Raw genomic sequence first — 22985 nt, forward strand, 5'->3', positions numbered from 1 at the left:
TTACTCATTCCGGCATAATCACTCCTGACCGCTCCACCGCTCCTTACGGTACAGCTTCAACGCAATCAGGACGCTCTCCTACCGCTCTTACGAGCCCGCTGCTTCGGCACTTTGCTTACTCCCGTTCATTATTGGTGCCAGATTACTCGACCGGTAAGCTATTACGCACTTTTAAATGGTGGCTGCTTCTAAGCCAACATCCCGGCTGTCACAGTAATCAGACATCCTTTGTGACTCAGCAAAGTTTAGGGGCCTTAGCAGGCGATCTGGGTTGTTTCCCTCTTGACCACGCAGCTTCTCCCACGTGGACTGACTCCTGAGATAAATATCATGGTATTCGGAGTTTGGTTACGCAGGGTACCCCGGGAAGGGCCCCAAACGAGATCAGTAGCTCTACCCCCATGACATAGTGGCTCAAGGCTAGCCCTAAAGCTATTTCGGAGAGAACGAGCTATCTCCCGGTTTGATTAGACTTTTACTCCTCCCCACAGGTCATCCCCAAATTTTTCAATATTTGTGGGTTCGGTCCTCCACGCAGTCTTACCCGCGCTCAACCTGCCCATGGGTAGATCACCGGGTTTCGCGTCTACCGCCACTGACAATTCGCCCTATTCAGACTCGCTTTCGCTGAGGCTTCAGCCCTGAAGGCTTTAACCGGGCCATTGACGGTAACTCGCCGGATCATTATGCAAAAGGCACGCCGTCACACAATTAATGTGCTCCGACTGCTTGTAAGCGTGTGGTTTCAGGTCCTTTTAACTCCCTAACAGGGGTGCTTTTCATCTTTCGCTCGCGCTACTTTTTCACTATCGGTCGCCAGTGAGTACTTAGCCTTAGGAGATGGGCCTCCTGGATTCAAGCCGGGTTTCACGTGACCGGCCCTACTCGGGGAACCTCACGGAGTCTGATCAACTGTCGAATACGGGACTATCACCCTCTGTGGTTCCGGATTCCATCGGATTCCTCTAGCCGTCAGATTTGTAACTCCATATGTGAGCCCCACAACCCCGCCGGCAAGCCGACGGTTTGGGCTGATTCCTTTTCGCTCGCCGCTACTAGGGAAGTCGCTTTTGCTTTCTCTTCCTGTGGGTACTTAGATGTTTCAGTTCCCCACGTTCGCCCCGTATGCCTATGTATTCAGCATACGGTAATTCAGGGATCCTGGGATCAACGCTTGTTTGACAGCTTCCCCAGGCTTTTCGCAGCCTTCCACGCCCTTCATCGCCTTCTGGCGCCAAGACATCCCCCACACGCCCTTATGTATCTAGCCACAGTGATTTACAACCACGATCCAAAGACCGCAACTGAGCACTGCGTTAGACCACTGAGCACTGCCCTCTTTTTGTGCACAAGGCACTTCAAGAAAGACACTGCTCGGAAAAACGATTACAGATGCCAATTAAACTTCTTCTGATTGTCAAAGATCTGCACAACCTTTCAGCTGTGTTGCTCACGATTCAGGCAGTTCCTTTTTCGCGAGCGGGGGAGTGTATCGAGGATCAGAGATCCTGTCAACACTCTGAATCTTCTTTTTTTGAAGTTTCAGATTCCCCTTTTCTACTGGAGACGATCGGGATCGAACCGACAACCTCTGCCTTGCAAGGGCAGCGCTCTCCCAATTGAGCTACGTCCCCGAGATGCACTGATTACAACATTTCACAATATTGTAGATTCAGTGGGCGTACGTGGACTCGAACCACGGACCTCAGCTTTATCAGAGCTGCGCTCTAACCATCTGAGCTATACGCCCGACATTCGGGTTGAATTCGGGTCGGGCATTCTGCCAATGGCAACCCGGAATGTCCAGCCCGTTGACCTGGTGACAATGAAATTTCCAATCTTGGAATCCAGGACCTTCCTTTGCTGGGTTGATCCGGGTTTCATCGTCATTTGGGTCCTACGTTAATCGGTGCTGACGGGCACTTGATTGAGTCTGTTTTTGAAATTGTTTCGCAGAGACTGTTTCTCCCTGACACGGGAAGATCGTCATCGGTTCTGCATCGGACTCCTGCCAATGTGTTCAATTACAATTCTTCATACGCTAACTGGAATAATTCTTCGCAGTCTTTGAGTCGGCCGGTATCAAGTCCCCGTTTGAACCACCGAGCTCGCTGTTTTGAAGTGCCATGGGTGAAGCGCTCGGGCTTCACGTAGCCAGTCGCCTGACGCTGTAACGTGTCGTCTCCTATTTGATTCGCCGCCTGAATAGCCTCTTCAATGTCACCTGGTTCAAGAATTTCGAAATGGCGGTTGGCGTGATTTGCCCAGACTCCGGCAAGGTAATCCGCCTGGAGTTCGAGTCGAACAGACATCTGATTGGCGAAGATTTCATCGCCACTTTGACGCGCCTGTTGAACTGGAACATTGAACTGAAGGAGATTCTGCACATGGTGCGCGACCTCGTGGGCAATGACATAGGCCTGTGCAAAATCTCCCTCGGCATTGTGGCGGACAGCCAGATCGTTAAAGAACTGCGGATCGATGTAAACCTGTTTGTCGGCGGGGCAATAGAACGGCCCCATAGCCGCACTTGCATTCCCGCAACCGGAGCTAACGGTTTCTGAAAACATGATCAATTTGGGAGGCGTGTAGGAAATGTCGACCTGGCGTCGAAAGAGATCTGTCCAGACCGTCTCCGTATCTCGCAGGACAACTCGCACAAATTCTGCGTATTCATCATCGATTCCCTCACTGGCTACCTGCTGTTGCTGGGCTCGATTTCCCAGTTCATTTGCCACTCTTCCGGCAATATTCTGAGCCTGCTGCCCCCCTCCCAGCAGTTTGACCACAATGACGACAATGACCATCAGCAGTCCACCGCCACCGCCCAACGCCATCTGCGGTGACATCCCCCGCCGGTCTTCGACGTTTTCACTCTGTTCTCGACCCTTCCAGCGCATCTTACAGGTTCCTCGATACAAAAGATCAGAATCTCGACTCATCCGCGTTGTGGCCCTCGGGCAAATCTTAGCGACGCAGGCCATGTACTAAAGCCCATTTGTCGGGCGGATTGTTTCGCGGTGTCAACATGAACGGGGCTCAACCTATGATTTGCAGCATTCAACGCCCAACCAACAGCCAGAGTGAACCTTAACTTGTTCCTGTTCATGAACTTACGCCGGATCTGCTGCGAAAGTCCGGTATTGACCTGTCTGGAAACGGCACCGTACTATCCCGACTGGCGTGCACCAAAACGCTGAAGACACGGTCGTTCAAGCGCCTGCGGCTGTGTGTTTTCAGGGAGACGGTCTGCGCCAAAGACAACGCAGGGAAGGTTGTCTCGCACGATTTCAGAACCTGCATCCCCTCTGTTTCTCCCGCCTCCACTGCCTTTGCAGTACTGATTGATTCCACTGCATGACGCGCTGGTCTCGTCTAATCAGCATGTTCCTGATCGCTGCCGCGAATTGCATCGCCTCAGTTGAGCAGGTCCCTGCTGCGCAGCAGGCCCCGGTTGAAACCACGGATTCCGCGAGACAACCCGTCATTTCCGACGATATACAGCAGCCAATACGTATTCGCGCAGAAGTTGAGGAAATCATTCCGTTGGGCAGCGGATCTCTTCGCCTGCTGCTGGGTGACGTCAAGTTGTCTCAGGGTTCTGTACGCATCGCGGCCCGGAAAATGGCGGTCCTGGATGATCCTCTGACCGGAACTCACGACGTTCATGTCTATGCGGAAGAAGCATCGCTCTGGCACCAGGATTTGGCTCGGCAGAAATCCAAGAGTACCGTGCGTCTTCAATCGACGACAGCCCCGGAAGTTCTGGCCCGAAGTTCCCGGACAACCGAACGTTCGAACGACCCGCTGTTTGAACGGGCAGCCGAACATCTCTTTTCCGAACAGTTCAGGCCGACGAACCAGGTAGCATTGCAGGTGACGCCGGATCTGTATCTTCCTGACCAGTCGAGGCTGAGGAGCTCGTCAGGTCAATCCGGTCGACGAGTCCAGATTCGTCCGCGAAGCAGCCAGCCACTACAGATTGAATCATTTGAATCCAGAAACACTCAACCGCTTGAGCAGGTATATGTGATCACCGGGGGTGTCAATATTCTGATCGAAGGCATTCAATTTGATTTGCAGGGTCAACCAGTGAGCCCGGGAGTGATCGATATTTCGGCGGACCGAATCGTCGCCTGGACTCACAGTGATGGAAGCGGGCAACTTGAGAGTGGCGAGGCAATACTTCAATCCTCTGACACGCGATTTCAAGTCTACCTGGAAGGCAACATTGTTATCCGCCATAAGCAGAACACGGTCACGGCAACCCATGCCTTCTTTGATGCCAACAACGATCGCGCCTTATTGATGAATGCCGAACTTCGGGCGTTCCTTCCCCAGACCGGCGGCTACGTCCGAGTCCGGGCAGAAAGAATGAGGCAACTTTCGAGCGAACGATTCCACGCACAGAATGCCTGGGCGACGACGAGCCCGTATGGCGTTCCCGGATATCGCCTGCAGTCCAGCGACATTTTTGTTGAGCCCGGTGTTGCAACCCCGTGGATCGGGGCTGATCCGTCCACTGGTCAACCGCTCATGACTCAATCGACATGGATCACCAGTCTGAACAATAAAGTGATGATTGGTGAAACACCCGTCTTCTGGCTTCCGCGCATTAGCGCGCCTGCTGAAGACCCGGGCATTCCACTACGACAACTGACCGTTGGCCAGGATCGAATCTTTGGCTTTCAGGTGAAGACTGTCTGGGACCTGACGAAACTGCTGGGACTGCCAAAGCAAAATGGTTTTGAGTGGGACCTGCTGGCCAACGAAATGACAAAGAGGGGGCCCGGGGTCGGAACGGCCACGCGGTATCAGGGAACGAATCCCTGGGGGTCCTATCAGGGCGAAGGCACCATTTATTACCAATACGACCATGGCAAGGATAATCTTGGACTGGACCGTCGAGCTCTGGAACCCGAATCAGACAACCGAGGTGAAGCTGCTCTTCGACATCGCCAGCAGATTGGCCCGGGGGGCCTGTTGTTTGGAGAAATTGGCTACATTTCAGACAGGAACTACCTGGAGCAATATGACGAAACCCGGTTCGACACAGGTAAGGATTCTGAAACGATCCTCGGATTCCGCCAGGATCTCGGCTCCTACAGTGGAACGATCTGGGGTAAGGCAGAACTGAATCGTTTCGAAGCATCGACACAATGGTTGCCCCGGGCGGACCTTTACAGTTTTTCTCAACCAGTGTTCGGCGGGCTCGCCTATTGGTCGTCTCACTCCAGCGCCGGGTATGCAGATCTGAATCCGATGCAATTACCCACGGATCCAACAGATCCGTTTACCCCTCTTGGGCTGCCCTATGTCGCCGATGCTTCCGGCGTCGTTGCGATGAGTCGACATGAAATTGACGCCCCGTTCTCACTGGGCCCGCTGAATCTGCAGCCTTACGTCAAAGGCGAAGCTGCCTATTGGGAAGAAGGCTTTACCGGGAACAGCGTCGACCGGTATCTGGTCAATGCCGGCATTCGCGCAAAGCTCTTCGCATGGAAGGTGATGCCGTTTGTCAACAGCCGCATTTTTAACCTTCGCGGGCTCGCTCACAAACACGAATCGATGGTTGAGTACTCCTGGACAGATGTCTCGCGTGGAATCAATGAAATTCCGCAGTACAACGAGATCGATGAAAACTCTCAGGAACGATTCCGCTCTCGCTACCCTTTACAGGTATTCTCCGGCGTAGTCCCCGGCGAGTTCAATCCTCGAAACTACGCGATTCGAAACGGCGCGGGACTTTGGACCAGCGCTCCCTACCACGAACTTGTGGACGACCAGCAAGTCATTCGGTTCTCATTCCGAAATCGATTGCAGACGAAAGCCGGGCCGCCAAATGCTGAACGAACCAGGGACTGGATGGTATGGGAATCAGGCTTTTCGGTTTTCCCGGAGTCTGGCCGCGATAATTTCGGGGAGAGCTTCGGGCTGATTTACAACCACTATCGCTGGAACATCAGTGATCGAACCAGTTTGCTGGCGGACAGCATGACCGACCCGTTCAGGGACGGCCAGAATATCTGGAGCCTCGGGATACTCAGCCAGCGAAGCACTCGAGGCAGCATTTACCTCGCGTATCGCAAAGTGGATCTCGGCAAGTACCTGGACAGCCAGATACTGACGGGCAGTTATAGCTACCAAATGAGCCCGAAATGGATCTCAACGGCCTCTTTTGCATACGATGTCGCAGCCGGTGAATCCCGAGGTTCGTCACTTACGATCAGTCGAGTTGGACTGGACTGGATTCTGCATACCGGCGTGGGATTTGACTTCAGCAAGAATAATGTCGGGATCGGCATCTCTCTTGAGCCACGTTTCGGACCGCCATCACCAACTAATCTGGGATACCTTCTGGGCCTTCAGCGATAGCAGCCCGTTCAGGAAGTACCCAACGCGCCAGCGACGGATTGATGTTCCGCGACAGCCTGTGAAAGTTTCACGCTAACGCTTCGGGTTGCCTTTCATATCGTTTATCAACGCGCTGATCATCCCGGCTCGCGCATTCGTCACATCCCGAATAAACAGACGTCCGTCTTTGCCGGTAAACCCGACCAACCGATACGGCCACGCCATCGCTACAGTATTTCCCAACCGTTCATTTGTGCATCTGCACATTTGAATCTCTTGATGGCCGATTCTGTGTAAGACTTTCTGGCGAACGGACTCCGAAACAACATCGACTTGCAACATGTTCACTTGTTCCAGAAACTTTCTGGGCAATTCACGAGGTCCTCACATGGCCGTCGCAACTTCCCTGTGCACCAAAGATCATGTCGCCAACGATCCGAAGTGGTCGATTTCAGGAGCATTGACTTCCGGAGAGACCCCGCAAACATTTTATCTCCGCCAGCCTTCGTATCGAATCGGGCGACGCAGAGAAATGGATCTGGCGGTCTCGTCCGCAGTCGTCAGTGGGGCACACTGCGAACTGATGTTGTCCGCAGGAAGTCTGTATATCCGCGATCTGGGCAGCACCAACGGGACGTTCGTGAACGGTCATCGCATTGGCCATGACACTTTGTTGCTGCCGGGTGATTTCATCGAAATTGGAGATGTCTGCTTTGAAGTCATGCGAAGCGATCAAAATAACGGGGGCGCGCGAACGGACCCCGTCGTTTCCAAAACATGCTTCGTTGACAACGCCCACGATTTGGTAGCACGCAGAAGCCTGACGCAGTTATTAAACCACGGGGGCGTGTTGCCGTGTTTTCAGGCCATTCACTGCCTGAAAACAGGTTTCGTCCGTGGTTACGAATTCCTCGCCCGGAGTGACTTTCCGGGAGTGGAAACGGCCGGGGAACTCTTCGAACAAGCCAGAAAAGCTGGTCGGGAAGTCGAATTGAGTCTGCTGTGCCGACGTGACGCGATGCGATTCGCTTCTATGCTGGAACCAGGCATTCCGGTCTTCCTGAACACACACCCGCTGGAACCGCTGTTAGATGTCGTCGTGCCACAGCTGACAGAACTTCGAAAGGAATACCCGGACCGTGCAATCGTCCTGGAGATCCACGAAGCGGCCATTACAGAGCCCGGCCTCATCCGGAAGGTGCGGTCGCAACTGGCTGAACAGGGAATTCGACTCGCATTCGATGACTTTGGACGCGGACAGGCGAGAATCCGTGAGCTTATCTGCGCGACGTCCGATTTCATTAAGTTTGATTCTGCGCTGATTCGGGATCTGCAGGATGTTTCGGACGACCAGTTCCGCTTCTTCGCATCCATCGTGCATGGAATCCAGCGGGACGGAGCAATCGTCGTGGCAGAAGGTGTTGAGACCGAAGATATGGCAAGGGTCTGCCGAGATGTGGGCTTCGACCTTGTGCAGGGTTATCTCTACAGCAGACCGACAATACTGAGCTAGTCAGGCTCCTGTTCGGCTCAATTGACATCGCGTAGAATTGGGGGAAGCGAACGGATAACACGTCCGATCCAACTGCTTCCCCGGATTTACTCAGACTGTCGCGATCCCATGGCTGACCTGCTATCCGTAAATAACGCCATTGAACTCGTCCTGCAGAACTGTCCACCGGCCGCTGGCAGCGAGATTCTTTCGATTCAGGAATCCTTCGGACGAGTGCTGGCCGAAGATCTGCCGGCTCCGGATGATTCACCTCGCTTCGACAAGTCCATGATGGATGGATTTGCCATTCAGCTGCCACACCAGGTTGCGAATCCCCAAAGTACCTATGAGGTGACAGGAACGGTCACTGCCGGCTCAGGATCCAGTGTGGTCATTCGGCCCGGCGAAGCAATCCGAATCATGACCGGCGCGGAAGTGCCGCCAGGGGTGAACTGTGTCGTGCCGATGGAACGCGTGAGCATTCTGGATGGCGATACCAAGAATCCCCGGAGCATTCAGGTCCCCGCAGAAGTTCTCTCGATTGATGCATGTATTACCCGAAAGGGCGGCATCATTAAGGCTGGCTCGCCACTGCTGAAGAAAGGCGTCCGCGTTGCTGCAACGCACGTCGCGGCGCTCGCAGAATTCGGCATCAAAAACGTACCAGCCATCCGCCAACCGAGGGTTGCGATTCTTGCAACCGGAGACGAATTAGTCGATGCAGCGTCTGAGCCAAACGCCGGGCAAATCCGTAACTCAAACGAACCCATGCTTGAGGCTCAGGTAAAGAATTGTCGATGCTGGCCGATCCCGCTCGGCATCGCGCGAGACAATCGCGAAGAACTTGCGGCCCGGATCAGACAGGGTCTGACAGCCGATGTTCTTCTGCTGACCGGCGGCGTTTCCGTTGGAATTCACGACTTTGTCCCTTCCGAACTCGCGGCCGCGAACGTTCGAAAAGTTTTTCACGGCGTAAAAATGAAGCCGGGAAAGCCAATCTGGTTTGGGATCTATGAAACAGCGCCAGCCCCACAGCAGCCCCCACACCGTTGCCTGGTCTACGGTTTACCCGGAAATCCTGTCAGCAGCCTTGTCTGCTTCGAACTGTTCGTACGCCCTGCTCTTCAGCTTCTTCAGGCACAACCCGAGCGGACGGCCTTTCAGGCGAAACTAAAAGAAGATGCCATCGTACGTGGCGACCGTCCGGTCTATCATCCCGCAGTGCTGACCCTGTCGAAAGACGCCGCGGGAATCACCGCACAAATCATTCCCTGGGGCGGATCCTCCGATGTCTGCACAACTGCGTCCGCCAACGGCATGGCCCTTCTGCAACCGGAACATGGCCCCTACAAAGCGGGCGACACTGTTGAAGCTCGACTCTGGACCGAGTTTTTTCATGATTAGGCGACACACGAACTCCACACATTATCGATACAATGCGGTAGGTTTCCTCTCGTGGCCAAATGCGGGGGATAGCGGCAGTGACTGCATCGAAAAATGAACATGGAACGGTCAGCGAAACAAACGAACCTGGTTCCATCGCGCCGGATCCGGACATCAATTTCAGGGAAGAGACATCCGAAGAATTACTCAAAGCTAACGAGCCAACTCATTCTGCTTCATGGCTGGTGTCGCTGATATTCTGGCTTTCGTTGCTCACCGCAGCATCGATGTATGCCGCTGTTGCTCTGTCGCCCAAACTTGCGGAATGGATCGCAGCGAGGGAGAGATACGCGACGAACGCTCACCGACTCGCCCACCTGGAAGATGAAGTTGAATACCTCGAGCGCGTTTCCGCAGCACTGAAAGATGATCCTGAATTCGCCCGCCGGTTAGCTCAGGCCTCGCTTCCTGCGAACTCAGGCGAAGACCAACACATCGTTCCGGTGACAGAAGAACTGCTGTTTGGTGGTCGCGACGACGCCGACGGTTCACAGCCCGCGATCTCAAAACCAGCCTGGCACAATATTGTTCGTATTCTCGCTTCGAACCAGCGTTACAGAAACTGGCTGCTGATTACGGCTGTCCTTCTGACGATCCTGGGCTTTACTTTTCTGAACGACTCCGAATCAGGATACCTGCGCGCCGCACTGAGTTCGTTGTACTGGCTGGCGGCCATTCCAATTCGACGTTATCGAAAGACAGACTCAGGGACCGCAGACAGTATCGATATCGATCGTGGAACATCGGACGAAGTTTCAACCAATACTTCTCTTGAATCTCCGGAAGAGAAAGCTTCCCCGTCTCACTGGAAGATCAACGCGCCAAATTCCTGAATCATTTCCGCGGGCCTTGCCAACCACTTTTCCAACTCAGGCTTCGCAGTTCCAGCCGACTCACAGATGAAAACCCAGTTCAGTACTGCAATTCGCAGTGGCGAACCAACGAATGCGCCAATTTCATGTCGCGACTCTATTACCCAAATCTGATGTTCGAAGAACAACTGCAGGGAAACTCGCGGATGAAAGCGTCTGCGCAAGCCCTGGTTGACGATCTGGCCCCCTGTTTTGGGCTGCTCTCCGGTGCCGAAAATGATTTCGTGCTTGTCCGGGACGAGGCCATTCCAACCGGTATTCCCGACGTCATGCAGTCCCTTCAGTTCCTGACCATTGCGGAAGCGCAAGCGGCGGGCGCGGGATTCTGTGAGTTCATTCCGTGGGGATGGAGCGAGCCTGCCGGACAACTCGCCTCCAAACTTGTCCCAACGACGGCAGTCCCCCCTCTGGATGCCATCCGAACGGTCAATAGTCGCCGCTTCCAGAACACCTTTGATGAATGGTGCCGGCTGGATGATGAATCGTTCAAAACAGCTCATGATGAACCGTTTTCTCGCGTCTGCACCTGTTTGAGTGATGTCAACGATTGGCTGAAATCCCTCCACAAAGCGCATTCCATCCCTGCTGTTCCCTGGGTCATCAAGGCAGAGTTTAGTCAGGCAGCAAGAAACCGGATCCTTGGCGAAGGTCTCGAACTGGATCCACGAACCACTGGATGGCTGAGAAATCAGTTTACTCAAAAGACCATTGTTTCGGCCGAACCCTGGAGAAACCGTGTCGCCGAAGCAGGACTTCAATTCACGGTCACGCCCGATCCATTTGGCACGCAGAAACCGACGATTCAATTTGACGGCCTCACGGAAATGGTGACGGCAGCCGATGGAAGATACATCGGCAGCCTGATTCACTGCTCCACGCAGTGCCAATCAATCTGGGATAAAGCGATCCGTCACGGATACCACATTGCATGCGCCGCTGGTGGTCTCTCGTATACAGGCTGGCTTGGCATCGACTGCATGATTCTCGAAGACGCCACCGGTTCCCCCGGGTCCAACAGGTTGCTGAGGATGGCCCACGACCTGAACGGTCGGTGCACGATGGGCCGAATTGCGTTACATTTGGGAAAACTGTTAGGTCCAGAGGAATCGGGATTCTGGTTCCAGCTGCGCCAGACCAAACCGGCCAATACCGATTTTCCGTTGGCTCCCAAGCTCCCCTCCGGCGTAAGCATACAAAGAACCAGCCCTTGCCGAATTGGTCAACGCGACCCGCAGATTACGACCTGGCTTTTGACAGGTTCTGATTCAGAAGCCATTCTTCACGTTTCGGACCTCTGCAGACAATTTTCCGGGGGTTAAACTACTGTTTTGGCGGCCGGAAACAAAGGTTTCTGACGTCAATCAAAAGTCGCTCTGTCACCCAGTCCTCTGCAATCCAGTCCTCTGCCTGCCCGACTGAAAGCTTCCCCATCAGGAAGGCTTCTTCGGCTGACGAGCATGTTCTGTACCCAGTTCTAACATGGAAATCTTCTCCCGCAATGTCCGACGAACAGCTACGCCCTTTTTCACCTGTCTGGTGTGACGAGCAGCGCAAGACGCTGGGAGAATTCGCGTGCAGACAACTGGGCTTTTACGCCATCCCGGATGATTTTACTCTGTCGGTGGTGATCCCGGTCTATAACGAAGAAAAAACTCTGCGCAATCTGGTGGATCGCGTCCGATCCGTTCCTATTCGCAAAGAACTCATCCTTGTCGACGACTGCAGCCGCGATCGTTCGCGCGATGTCATGAAGGCGCTGGAGGCGGAAAGCACAGGCGACGATCTCAATCGAATCCGGGTCTTCTTTCACGAAGTCAACATGGGCAAAGGCGGAGCACTCCGTACAGGATTCAGCAAGGTCGAAGGAGACGTAGTCATCATTCAGGATGCCGATCTCGAATATGATCCCGACGAATACCCGCGGCTGCTTCAGCCCATCATTGAAGACCGTGCCGATGTCGTCTTTGGCAGCCGGTTCCTGGGCGACCAGGCGCATCGAGTCCTCTATTACTGGCACTACCTGGGTAACAAGTTTCTCACCACAGTTTCCAACTGCTTCACGAATCTGAATCTGACTGATATGGAAACCTGCTACAAGGTTTTCCGCCGCGAAGTCATTGACGAAATCACACCACGACTCCAGCAGAACCGTTTTGGATTCGAGCCAGAGATTACCGCTCGCGTCGCCCGCAGGCGTTACCGAATCTACGAAATCTCAGTCAGCTACTCCGGCCGCACCTACGCAGAAGGGAAAAAGATTGGCTGGAAGGACGGATTCTCTGCGCTCTGGTGCATCTTCCGGTATGGAATCGCGGATTAGCCGGCCTCTTCATTTCTTGGGTCAACAACTTTTCACCGACATCTCCGGTCCTCAATCCTCGACACGAAGCTTGTTTCACAAGCGAAATGACTCGAGGTTCGGCCATGAAATCCATGACGACGAACCCAACGGAAGAAATAGCGGGGATGATGGGATGCGTTATTCGAATCTGCTCGGTTGATTCGCTTCCAATTTAATCACAGCCCCGAATCCCGGTAGTGTCAGTGTGCCCCCGATTCTCCAATCGCGTGGCCCCCGAGATTTCCATACTGTGTTCCTTCCGGGATGCTTGTTAGACTGAAATGCCCACCCGGACACTCGGTCCGAACCAACCATCAATCCGCCACCAACAGGCGTCCGAGATGAATATGAGTTGTTTACTACAGAAACACCTGGTGTCCGCTGTCCTGTGTTGTTTGTGCATTCCGGTCCTCATTCATCGAAGCCACGCGTCAGACGATCTGGACTTTAATACGCACATTCGACCGATCCTCTCAAATAAGTGCTTCGCATGTCACGGGCCCGATGAGAATCACCTTGAAGCTGGTCTGAGGCTCGATGACAACAAATCGGCGTTGCGTCCACTGGAATCTGGTGAGACGGCGATCGTCCCGGAAGATCCCGGTCGCAGTGAACTGATCAGACGTGTGACACATTCAGATGACGATTTAAGAATGCCGCCAGCGTCATTTGGAAAGCGATTGACAGAAACAGAAATTCAGACACTGTCGAAGTGGATTCAGCAGGGTGCTCCATACGCAAAGCACTGGGCGTATGTAAAACCGGAGCGGCCCGTTGTTCCTGAGATCGTCGGTCAGCACAGGGAATGGGCAAGAAATCCGATCGACGCTTTCACGCTGAATCGTATGTTGCTGCACGGGCTGGAGCCCTCCGCTGAAGCAGACCGTGAGGCACTTGCCCGCCGGGTTTTTCTGGACCTGATCGGGCTGCCTCCGGACATTGACGAGGTACAGCGTTTTGTAAGTGATGACGCGCCGAATGCTTATGAAAGGATGGTCGACAACCTCCTGAACCGGCCGGAATTCGGTGAACACTGGGCTCGGAAATGGCTGGACCTGGCTCGGTATGCCGATTCTGCCGGCTACGCAGACGACCCTGCGCGAACGATATGGGCGTATCGCGACTGGGTCATCAGGGCGATTAACGACAACATGCCTTTTGATCAGTTTACCGTAGAACAACTTGCCGGCGACCTTCTCCCGAATCCATCGGATTCGCAACTCGTTGCCACGGCATTTCATCGCAATACACTGACAAATAATGAGGGCGGTACCAACGACGAAGAATTTCGAAATGTTGCTGTTGTCGACCGCGTCAACACGACGCTTGCAGTGTGGATGGGAACAACGATGGCATGTGCGCAATGCCACAGCCATAAGTATGATCCCATTTCGCAGGAGGAGTATTTTCGGGTTTTTGCAATCTTCAACAACACCGAGGATGCAGATCGACGCAACGAATCACCACTGATCGAACTGTTCACAGATGAGCAAAAACAGCTGCAGACACAACTGCAAAATCAGATTGCCGATCTGAATCAGATCCTGGATACGCCGACCAGTGAACTGGCGAAAGCGCAGAGCACGTGGGAGAAGAGAATTCTCGCGCCGGAAGCATGGCAGGCACTTTCAAATATCCATGTGGTCAGAAGCAGCGCAAAGTCTGCCAGCGTCGATCCGGACGGGCGCGTTTTCGTCAATGAAGTGGCTGAAAACGATGTCTACACGATTGATGTTTCATCAGCAGCCGGACCTGCGCAGAATTCCGTCATTGCGGGATTAAAGCTGGATGTTGTGCCGGACGACCGTCTGCCGGGGGCCGGAGTCGGTCTCGGCGGAGGCAACTTTGTGATCACGCAGGTACGTGCCCAAATTGTGCCTGACGGCGATCGTGCACCGGTTGCCCGGTTCATACGAATTGAAATCCCGGGAAAACAACAGATCCTTTCCCTGGCAGAGGTTCAGGTCTTCAGCGCGGGAACCAATGTTGCGATTGAGGGAAAGGCCACGCAGAGCACCACCGCTTTCGCAGGTCCTCCGGAATACGCGATCGACGGAAATACGGATGGACAGTACGAAAACAAATCGGTTACCCATACTGAAATTTCAGACGATCCCTGGTGGGAACTGGATCTGCGAGGTGCAAGAGCTGTCGAGCGTCTTGTCATCTGGAATCGCGCAGGGGATGCGCTTTATCAGCGCCTGAAGAACTTTGAAATTTCATTGCTGGATTCGGAGCGAAATATCGTCTGGAAGCAATCGGTTGCCGAGCCACCAAAGCTGTCCGCAGAATTTCAACCCAGTGGGATTCGGGATATTGCCTTCAGTTCGGCAATCGCCGATTACAGCCAGGACGGTTTTCCAGCAGAAAGTATCGTGAATGGCCAGCCAAACGAATCTACTGGCTGGGCTGTTGGCGGAGCTGTCAGCGAACAGCATTCGCTGGTGCTGGTTCCGAAGTCACCGATTCCTCTCGGGGAGGGCGAGTCCCTGCGTCTGACAATCGACCAGCGGTCAAAGCACAAGAATCATCTGCTCGGCAGCTTCCGACTAAGTCAAACGGCTGACACATCTTCGATTGAGCGATCTCGCGTTCCATCCATGTTGCTGGATATCGTTGAGACGAAAGTCAGTGATCGAAGCGCTGGGCAGGCAGCTGACCTGGCAGCCTACTTTCGTCGCACAATTGCCCCATCACTTGATGCAACACGAAAGTTGCTTGCAAAAGCAGAAAAGCAACTCAGCGAGATGAAGCCGGCGACTTCAGTGCCGATCTTTCGCGAACTGGCAAACAACCGACGAGTCACACACCTTCAGTATCGCGGAAGTTACCTGGATAAAGGCCCTGAGGTCACGGAAGGTGTTCCTGCCGCACTTTATCCCATGAAAGATTCACTGCTGACAGTGGATTCCGGTGGTCGGCCAAACCGACTGGCACTTGCGAGATGGCTGGTTGACAGCGACAACCCACTTACGGCACGCGTGCTCATGAATCGTTACTGGGAATCATTGTTCGGTCGCGGAATCGTCGTCACCAGCGAAGAGTTCGGATCACAGGGCGAACTGCCAACACATCCTGACTTGCTGGACTGGCTGGCCGTTGAAGCCATTGAGAACCACTGGGACAGAAAGGCCCTGATCAAGCTGATCGTGACTTCTGCGACATATCGGCAGAGCTCAAAAGTAACGGCCGAGAGCTTCGCCCTCGATTCGGATAATCGATGGCTGGCCCGCGGACCACGGGTTCGTCTGTCGGCAGAAGCAGTTCGTGACCAGGCGCTGGCCGTTTCAGGGCTGCTGAGCCGCAGGATGTATGGTCCACCTGTGAAGCCTCCGCAGCCTAACTCCGGATTGAATGCTGCATTTGGAAGTTCCACTGACTGGCAGACCAGCACAGGAGAAGATCGCTATCGGCGAGCGATCTACACAACATGGCGTCGCAGCAATCCTTATCCGTCGATGGCCACTTTTGATGCACCCAATCGCGAAGTGTGCACCATTCGACGTAACAGAACCAACACTCCGCTGCAGTCACTTGTTACGCTCAACGATCCTGTCTTCGTCGAAGCGGCTCAGGCACTGGCTCGCCTCGCACTAAGTCATGCGGATGCGACCGACGATCAGCTTGCGTATGCCTTCCAGAAATGTCTGCTGCGACTTCCCGCAGATCATGAACGACAGGCTCTGAGGGACTTGTATGAAGACGTGGTGAATCAACTCAAAGATCAACCTGAAGAAGCAAAACGGCTGGCATCTGACCCTTTGGGAGAACTACCCGCAGGTCTGGACCCAATCGATGCCGGAGCAATGACTGTGGTTGGAAATGTCATCCTGAATCTGGATGAGATGTTTCTGAAACGATAAGCACCGGAATCCGTCCCGCCGAACATCCGATACAATTCTGTTTAAGACGAAACAACCAAAATGAATGCAACTGACTGGCTCAGGGCTCAGCAGTCACAACTGGCTGAGCAGACGAGACGACATTTCATGGGAACAAGCGGCCTCGGTCTTGGTGCGATGGCACTCTCGTCAATGACGGGCCTGTCCACTGCCACATCTGCCAGCCGCGTGGCGGCAGACGATGTTCCAATCAGCTCCATGTCGCCGCTGGAAGAGCGTCGACCCCATTTTGATGCCAGAGCCAAACGAGTCATTTACCTGCACCTGACCGGTTCGCCGCCAAATCTTGATCTCTACGACTACAAACCCGAGTTGGTCAGGCGTTCGGGAGAAGACTGTCCCGCAGAATTCCTCAAGGGACGAACCTTCGCCTTCACTTCCGGTGTACCCAAATTGCTGGGCACGCCGCGGAAGTTCGCCCAGTATGGTGAATCCGGTACCTGGCTCTCTGATGCGGTGCCGAACTTTCATGGCATCGCAGATGACATGTGTTTCATCCATTCCATGTACACGGAACAGTTCAATCATGCGCCTGCGGAACTGTTGATTTACACGGGTTCACCGCGTTCCGGTCGTCCATCAATGGGCGCCTGGGCAACTTACGGGCTTGGCACCGAGAACCAGGATCTGCCGGGATTCGTCGTTCTGATCAGCAGTGGCGTGCAGCCAAACGGGGGAGCGAATTCCTACGGCAGTGGATTTCTCCCGTCCGTGTTTCAGGGTGTCCAGTGTCGATCAAAGGGTGATCCGGTTCTATACGCATCCGATCCGGCAGGGATGGATCGAGCCCTGCGCCGGCGATCGCTGGACGCACTGAAACAACTGAATGAATTTCAGATGCAGCAACTGGGGCACCCTGAAACCCTGACCCGCATCGCCCAGTATGAACTGGCCTACCGTATGCAGGCTTCCGTACCTGAAGTAATGGACATCACCAGGGAAACCAAAGAAACGCAGGACGCCTACGGAGCAACGCCGGGGCAAGCAAGCTTCGCAAATAATTGCCTGCTGGCGCGACGTCTGGTTGAACAGGGCGTGCGCTTCGTTCAATTGTTCGACTGGGGTTGGGATTTCCACGGTACCGGGCCGGGCGAAGGACTGACCGATGGACTGACTAACAAATGGGCGAAGACAGATCGGCCTATTGCCGCGCTGATCAGAGATTTGAAGCAACGGGGCATGTTGCAGGATACTCTGATCATCTGCGGTGGAGAATTTGGTCGAACGCCGTTCCGCGAAGGCCGGACAGCCGCCAGCAAAGTACTGGGCCGCGATCACTATCCTGATTGTTTTACGATGTGGATGGCGGGTGGCGGTGTAAAGGGTGGATTCAACTACGGGCAGACAGATGAGCTTGGGTTTGGCGTTGTCGAAAACAAGGTACATGTCCACGATCTGCAGGCCACCATCATGCACTTGCTGGGATTCGATCATGAACGCCTCACTTATCGATTTCAGGGGCGGGACTACCGCCTAACAGATGTTCACGGCCACGTGTTACAGGATGTCCTTGCGTAAACTGATGGGGCGAAAGGCGGAAGCCCCGCAAGGACACGTTTGCGAGGCGTTTCAGACTCCGGGGCCCACCGCGGGAATTCAATCCAATGAAATGGCGATGTTGTTCATGCGTAGCGGCCTGTGGGTTCCTGCTGTGCGGCCTGTTTCTAAACCCTTTGTCTGCTACACCTGCCAATGGTCAGGAAGACGCTTCAACGAAGCAGCCCGGCATTCCGGTCGACCATGCAAAACGCATGCAGCAGGGACTGCAATTGTTTCGCGAACGTGTACGACCGATCCTGACAGAGCACTGTCTTGATTGTCACGGCGGCGAATCGATCAAGGCAGATTTTGATCTGTCATCGCGTGATTCCCTTCTGGCAAGCGGCTTTGTTGGTGAATCTGCCAAAGACAGTTATCTTCTTCAGCTGATCAAACACGAAGCGGAACCACACATGCCGCTGAAGGCTGACAAGCTTTCTGAGACAGACATCGAAGTCATTCGAAACTGGATTCATCTCGGTGCGCCCTATGACAAGCCGCTGGCGGAGCAAAGGGTTCGACAATCAGCAACGATGGAAGTCACTGATTCGGATCGCCGCTTCTGGGCATTCCAGCCATTAAGTGCGGTACCAATTCCTGAAGTGGATCACGTCGAATGGTGCCGGACTCCCATCGATCGGTTTATCCTTTCAGCACAGGAAAAAGTGGGCCTCCTGCCGAACGGCCCGGCCGCATCTCGCAACTTAGTGCGCAGAGCTGCCGTTGATTTGCATGGGCTGCCCGCCACGATGGAAGAAGTAAGTGAATTAGAGCAGCAGGCAAGCCCGGATGCCTGGGAAAACCTGGTGTCACGGCTTCTCGATTCGCCGCATTATGGCGAACGCTGGGCGCGACACTGGATGGACATTGCCCGATTTGCAGAATCGCATGGCTACGAACAGGACTACGATCGACCGAATGCCTATCACTATCGCGATTTCCTGATCCGCGCGTTCAACGAGGATCTGCCGTTTGACCAGTTCGTTCAGTGGCAGCTTGCCGGCGACGAACTCGCCCCTGAGAATCCCCTGGCCATGATGGCGACGGGATTCCTTGGTGCCGGGGCATTCCCAACACAGCTGACGGAAGCAGAATTTGAATCTGCACGCTACGACGAACTTGACGACATGGTCGCCACCACCGGAGTGGCCTTCCTCGGACTTTCCGTTGGTTGTGCTCGTTGCCACGACCACAAGTTTGATCCGATTCCTTCAGTCGACTACTACCGAATGGCTTCGAATTTCACTTCGACAATCCGAAGTGAAATTGAACTCGACCTGGACCCCAAAGCCAACCAGAGACGAAGGAAGGAATGGGAAGAACGCCTGACAGAATTGCAGGAGGATCTGGCGGCATTCGAACAAACGGAAGTACCGGCGTTGTTCGCAGCCTGGCTGCCGGGTTATATCCCTGGCGACTCCGTCTCCGACTGGGAAACACTCACTGTTTCATCGGTTTCGGCTGAGAATCAATCGAAGTTTGAGTTGCAGGAAGACGCCAGCTGGCTTGCTGTTGGCAAGGCGCCCAATAAAGACATCGTGACAATCACCGCAGAGTCACGGGGAAAAACAGCCGGGGCACTGCGACTGGAGACGCTGGTTCACGATTCTCTGCCCAATCAGGGCCCGGGGCGTGCGGCCAACGGGAACTTCGCTCTGGGCGACATCCGGATTTCGGTAGTACCTCTGGCACGCAGCTCAGAACCGGTCGATATCAGGCTGGTAACTGCCCGGGCTACACATCAACAAAATGAGGATTCGCTCAGCGTTAACGCCTCAATCGATGACGATCCGATTTCCGGGTGGGCTGTCGATGGGGGTGGTATCGGTAAAGATCAGGCAGCGGTCTTCGATTTTGCCGAAACGATTGGGTCGGATCGAGGGCACCGATGGACCATCGTGCTGCGCCAACAGCATCCAAATACTCAGCACGCGATCGGTCGGTTTCGTTTCTCCATTGGAAACAAGGCGGGGTTGGCTGCCACTGTTGGAGACAGCGGTGTTGATCCTGCGATAGCAAACTCGCTGGAAGTGGCTCAGACGAATGGCGATCAGACAGCGGAAGCGTGGAAGATTGCCCAGCGATGGTTTGCAACGACGCTTCCGGAGTGGCAGAAACGCCACCAGGCGCTTCAGCAACACAAGGCAAAAGGCCCGGATATCCGATTGACCCGGGTGATGGTGACAAGCGAGGGACTGCCGAAGATGTCCCACCATGCTGATGGTCGCGGCTTTCCCCATTTTTATCCGCAAACCTTTATTCTGAATCGGGGAGACGTGCATCAGAAAAATGCGGTGGCTGCACCCGGGTTTCTTCAGGTACTCAAGCCCGCTGAGGCTCAGGAAAGTGACTGGCAGGTAAAGCCGCAGTCGGGGCATGGGCGAACGAGTTTTCGGAGGGCCGCTCTTGCAAACTGGATGACGGATTCAAGAACCGGAGCGGGGGCACTGGTGGCCCGAGTCATCGTCAACCGCTTATGGCAACATCACTTTGGACGTGGCCTGGTGACCACACCCAACGATTTTGGTGTTTCAGGAGAACGGCCTACGCATCCGGAACTCCTGGAATGGCTGGCCAATGATCTTGTCGAAAACGGCTGGCGGCTGAAACGACTTCATCACATGATCATGACCAGCGCTGTTTATATGCAATCGGCTGAGCAAGACGAACAACGTGCCGCAGTTGATCGTGAAAACACATTACTCTGGCGTTGGACACCGCGGCGCGTGGAAGCAGAGGTGATTCGCGATTCGATGCTGGCCGTCAGCGGTCAGCTGGACCGAACGATGTACGGACCAGGAACTCTGGACCAGAAAATGACTCGTCGCAGCGTGTACTTCTTCGTCAAACGCAGTCAGTTGATACCCATGATGATGCTGTTCGACTGGCCCGAACATCTGGTGAGTATTGGTCAGCGGCCCACTACGACCATTGCACCTCAGGCACTGATGTTCATGAACAACCCGCAGGGGCGGGCCTGGTCCAGTGCGATGGCGCGCCGATTGCCTGCAGATTCACCACACGAGGCAATTCAAACGGCCTGGCAGATGGCGCTTGCGCGACGACCAACGTCAGAGGAACAGGCTGCGCTGGAAAAGTTTCTGGAACAGCAGCTTGATGATTATCGACGACGCAACATTCCCGAACCCATGCTGAATGCTCTGACCGACTTATGCCAGACATTAATGAGCATGAACGAATTTGTTTACATCGACTGATACGGGTGAATGGGCAGTCATTCGACATCAAAGAATGCCCGTTCAGATCTGGTATTCAAGAAGCGGGCTCAGGAAAACTGCGTTTATTCACAGCCAGCTTTTCCTGGTATCGAACGCGTTTCCACACCCCGCCCGAACGGTTGCTTCAGGACAACACTGGAAGCACCCTGCCACCGTCAACAATTTTCATTGGTCGCCCCAGAGGGCTCATATTCTCATGCGCGGCGTTAACGTCCAGTGCTTTGCAGATCGTTTGAAACAAGTCCGCTACATTCACTGGATGATCCGCGATTTCCGAGCCATCACCTGTTGAGGCCCCGTAAACCTGACCTCCCTGAACACCGCACCCCGCCATCATGATGCTGAACACGCGGGGATAATGGTCACGGCCTTCTCGCGGATTGATCTTTGGAGTACGCCCGAATTCACCCATCCAGACGATGAGCGTGTCCTTCAGCATTCCGCGTTCGTTCAGGTCACGAATCAGTGTTGCCGTTGCCGGATCGACTTCACCAGCATTGCGAGCACATTGTTCGAAATTGTCCTGGTGCGTGTCCCAGTTACCTGAACGGACTTCAACAAAGGTGACACCGCGTTCAACAAGCCGACGGGCCAGAAGGCAGCCTTTGCCAAAATTGCTCTGCCCGTAGTCCGCTTGCAGAGACTGAGGTTCCGCCGAAATATCAAACGCTTCTGTTTCCGGAGTGAGAACCAGGCGTGATGCCTTTCCGTACAGTGACTGATGAGTGTCAGCGAGGACCGCCGAAGTTGAAGTGGCGAATTCTCCACTCAGCTTTTCCATCAGAGCAGTACGGCGATGGAAGCGATCCTTTGACACAGACATAGCAATGTTTTCCGGCAGTCGTCCCGGTTGAGCAACAGCAAAGGGCTCATAATCCATGCCAAGAAATCCCGCACCAGGAATAGCACCTCCGGGTCCACCCGTACCGATTGAAACAAACGACGGCAGTTCTGCGGCAGCATCCCCGATCTGGCTGGCAATGCAGGCCCCAATCGAAGGATGCTTGACGCTTCCGGATGGCGCGTAACCTGTATGCATCTGGTAACTGGCTCGCGGGTGACTGCCTTCCTTGTTTGTCATTGATCGAATGATGGCAATGTCACTCATTTGTCGCGCAATCTGCGGCAGATTTTCAGCGATCTGAATTCCCGCCACGGCCGTTTGGATCGCTTCCGTTGGTCCCCCCGTCGATTTTCCTGGCTTCGGATCAAGAGTCTCGAATTGACTTGGCCCCCCCTGCATCCAGAGCAGGATCATGGATTTGCCGCGTTTACGAAGTTCTTCTGCTCCCGTCGCCATCAACTCACCGAAACTGAGAGCCCCTGCCGTCAACGAGACGGTGGAAACAGATTTCATAAAGCGGCGACGGCAGAATCCGTGTCGGCTGACACTGACCTGATCAAATGCGTGAATGCTCATGATGGATCAATCCTTCTGATGTCCGATGAAACTTGAATTGCCATTGCTGTTCTGAAACCGAGGCTGAGCCAGTCACGTCCGAGCCTGCAAAAGCGGACGCTTCAAATGCCCAGCCCCGGTTTCAGAACAACTGGATATTCCTCTCGTTATTTCAGACTCCGTCTGAAATGTTGTGGTGGCTGCAGATGGTTGTGCAGGAGAGATGAGGCTGGAAAGTGTTGCCTCGCCGATTTGTCAGGGTTTACTCATGAATTCGGCACTGTTGATCAAAGCCCACAGCAAGTCTTCTGTACCCTCACGTCGATTACCGGATGTCTTCAGATAATCCATTGCGATGGACACTTCTGAATTACGGGGTTCCCGGCCGAGGCACCTTAAATACA

At 54.2% G+C, this 22985-nt stretch carries 12 protein-coding genes, 2 tRNA genes and 1 rRNA gene (1 of these 15 only partly in view); 9 read left to right on the top strand and 6 right to left on the bottom strand.

Going from position 1 to position 22985, the window contains the following annotated elements; genetic code table 11:
* The 4 genes from R3C20_18815 to R3C20_18830 form a co-directional block, all read right to left on the bottom strand.
* Nucleotides 1-1271 (bottom strand): 23S ribosomal RNA (locus tag R3C20_18815) (it extends 1529 nt beyond the left edge of the window).
* A 290-nt stretch (nt 1272-1561) separates the two neighbouring features.
* Nucleotides 1562-1634 (bottom strand) — tRNA-Ala (locus tag R3C20_18820).
* Nucleotides 1635-1676: 42 nt separating this feature from the next.
* Nucleotides 1677-1750 (bottom strand) — tRNA-Ile (locus R3C20_18825).
* A 274-nt stretch (nt 1751-2024) separates the two neighbouring features.
* A complete protein-coding gene (locus R3C20_18830; protein MEZ6042556.1) occupies nt 2025-2900 on the bottom strand; it encodes a neutral zinc metallopeptidase in 876 nt (291 codons plus the stop codon).
* 457 nt (nt 2901-3357) lie between these two features.
* Here R3C20_18830 and R3C20_18835 point away from each other — a divergent pair, with 457 nt between their 5' ends.
* A complete protein-coding gene (locus tag R3C20_18835) occupies nt 3358-6375 on the top strand; it encodes a hypothetical protein (GenBank protein MEZ6042557.1) in 3018 nt (1005 codons plus the stop codon).
* A gap of 72 nt (nt 6376-6447) precedes the next feature.
* Here R3C20_18835 and R3C20_18840 read toward each other — a convergent pair whose 3' ends face one another.
* The gene (locus R3C20_18840; protein ID MEZ6042558.1) at nt 6448-6579 is read right to left on the bottom strand and encodes a hypothetical protein; all 132 of its coding nucleotides are present in this window, start codon (nt 6577-6579) and stop codon (nt 6448-6450) included.
* 163 nt (nt 6580-6742) lie between these two features.
* Between R3C20_18840 and R3C20_18845 the strand changes: the two genes are divergently transcribed.
* The 8 genes from R3C20_18845 (at nt 6743) to R3C20_18880 (ending at nt 21161) form a co-directional block, all read left to right on the top strand.
* On the top strand, nt 6743-7867 hold the full coding sequence (locus R3C20_18845) for an EAL domain-containing protein (GenBank protein ID MEZ6042559.1): 1125 nt from the start codon (nt 6743-6745) through the stop codon (nt 7865-7867).
* Between the two features lie 108 nt (nt 7868-7975).
* A complete protein-coding gene (locus R3C20_18850; GenBank protein ID MEZ6042560.1) occupies nt 7976-9250 on the top strand; it encodes a molybdopterin molybdotransferase MoeA in 1275 nt (424 codons plus the stop codon).
* 77 nt (nt 9251-9327) lie between these two features.
* Nucleotides 9328-10122, top strand: a complete 795-nt coding sequence (locus R3C20_18855) for a hypothetical protein (GenBank protein ID MEZ6042561.1) — start codon at nt 9328-9330, stop codon at nt 10120-10122.
* 125 nt (nt 10123-10247) lie between these two features.
* Nucleotides 10248-11480 (top strand): hypothetical protein, encoded by a 1233-nt coding sequence (locus tag R3C20_18860; protein ID MEZ6042562.1) that lies wholly within the window; start codon nt 10248-10250, stop codon nt 11478-11480.
* Between the two features lie 179 nt (nt 11481-11659).
* Nucleotides 11660-12481 carry a glycosyltransferase family 2 protein gene (locus R3C20_18865; protein MEZ6042563.1) on the top strand — a complete coding sequence of 274 codons (822 nt, stop codon included), beginning with the start codon at nt 11660-11662 and terminating at the stop codon, nt 12479-12481.
* A 368-nt stretch (nt 12482-12849) separates the two neighbouring features.
* The gene (locus tag R3C20_18870; protein MEZ6042564.1) at nt 12850-16365 is read left to right on the top strand and encodes a DUF1553 domain-containing protein; all 3516 of its coding nucleotides are present in this window, start codon (nt 12850-12852) and stop codon (nt 16363-16365) included.
* Nucleotides 16366-16425: 60 nt separating this feature from the next.
* Entirely contained in the window at nt 16426-17922 is a 1497-nt protein-coding gene (locus tag R3C20_18875) for a DUF1501 domain-containing protein (protein ID MEZ6042565.1), read from the top strand.
* An 86-nt stretch (nt 17923-18008) separates the two neighbouring features.
* Nucleotides 18009-21161 carry a PSD1 and planctomycete cytochrome C domain-containing protein gene (locus tag R3C20_18880; GenBank protein ID MEZ6042566.1) on the top strand — a complete coding sequence of 1051 codons (3153 nt, stop codon included), beginning with the start codon at nt 18009-18011 and terminating at the stop codon, nt 21159-21161.
* 145 nt (nt 21162-21306) lie between these two features.
* Here the strand turns inward: R3C20_18880 and R3C20_18885 are convergent, their stop codons facing one another.
* The gene (locus tag R3C20_18885) at nt 21307-22602 is read right to left on the bottom strand and encodes a DUF1501 domain-containing protein (protein ID MEZ6042567.1); all 1296 of its coding nucleotides are present in this window, start codon (nt 22600-22602) and stop codon (nt 21307-21309) included.
* Between the last annotated feature and the right edge of the window lie 383 nt (nt 22603-22985).

Source organism: Planctomycetaceae bacterium (assembly GCA_041398825.1).
Lineage (GTDB): Bacteria > Planctomycetota > Planctomycetia > Planctomycetales > Planctomycetaceae > F1-80-MAGs062.

Excerpts from the sequence above, each read along its gene's own strand:
- R3C20_18830 (MEZ6042556.1), bottom strand. The coding sequence starts at position 2,900 with ATGCGCTGGAAGGGTCGAGAACAGAGTGAAAACGTCGAAGACCGGCGG.
- R3C20_18835 (MEZ6042557.1), top strand. The coding sequence starts at position 3,358 with ATGACGCGCTGGTCTCGTCTAATCAGCATGTTCCTGATCGCTGCCGCG.
- R3C20_18840 (MEZ6042558.1), bottom strand. The coding sequence starts at position 6,579 with ATGGCGTGGCCGTATCGGTTGGTCGGGTTTACCGGCAAAGACGGACGT.
- R3C20_18845 (MEZ6042559.1), top strand. The coding sequence starts at position 6,743 with ATGGCCGTCGCAACTTCCCTGTGCACCAAAGATCATGTCGCCAACGAT.
- R3C20_18850 (MEZ6042560.1), top strand. The coding sequence starts at position 7,976 with ATGGCTGACCTGCTATCCGTAAATAACGCCATTGAACTCGTCCTGCAG.
- R3C20_18860 (MEZ6042562.1), top strand. The coding sequence starts at position 10,248 with ATGTCGCGACTCTATTACCCAAATCTGATGTTCGAAGAACAACTGCAG.
- R3C20_18865 (MEZ6042563.1), top strand. The coding sequence starts at position 11,660 with ATGTCCGACGAACAGCTACGCCCTTTTTCACCTGTCTGGTGTGACGAG.
- R3C20_18870 (MEZ6042564.1), top strand. The coding sequence starts at position 12,850 with ATGAGTTGTTTACTACAGAAACACCTGGTGTCCGCTGTCCTGTGTTGT.
- R3C20_18875 (MEZ6042565.1), top strand. The coding sequence starts at position 16,426 with ATGAATGCAACTGACTGGCTCAGGGCTCAGCAGTCACAACTGGCTGAG.
- R3C20_18880 (MEZ6042566.1), top strand. The coding sequence starts at position 18,009 with ATGAAATGGCGATGTTGTTCATGCGTAGCGGCCTGTGGGTTCCTGCTG.
- R3C20_18885 (MEZ6042567.1), bottom strand. The coding sequence starts at position 22,602 with ATGAGCATTCACGCATTTGATCAGGTCAGTGTCAGCCGACACGGATTC.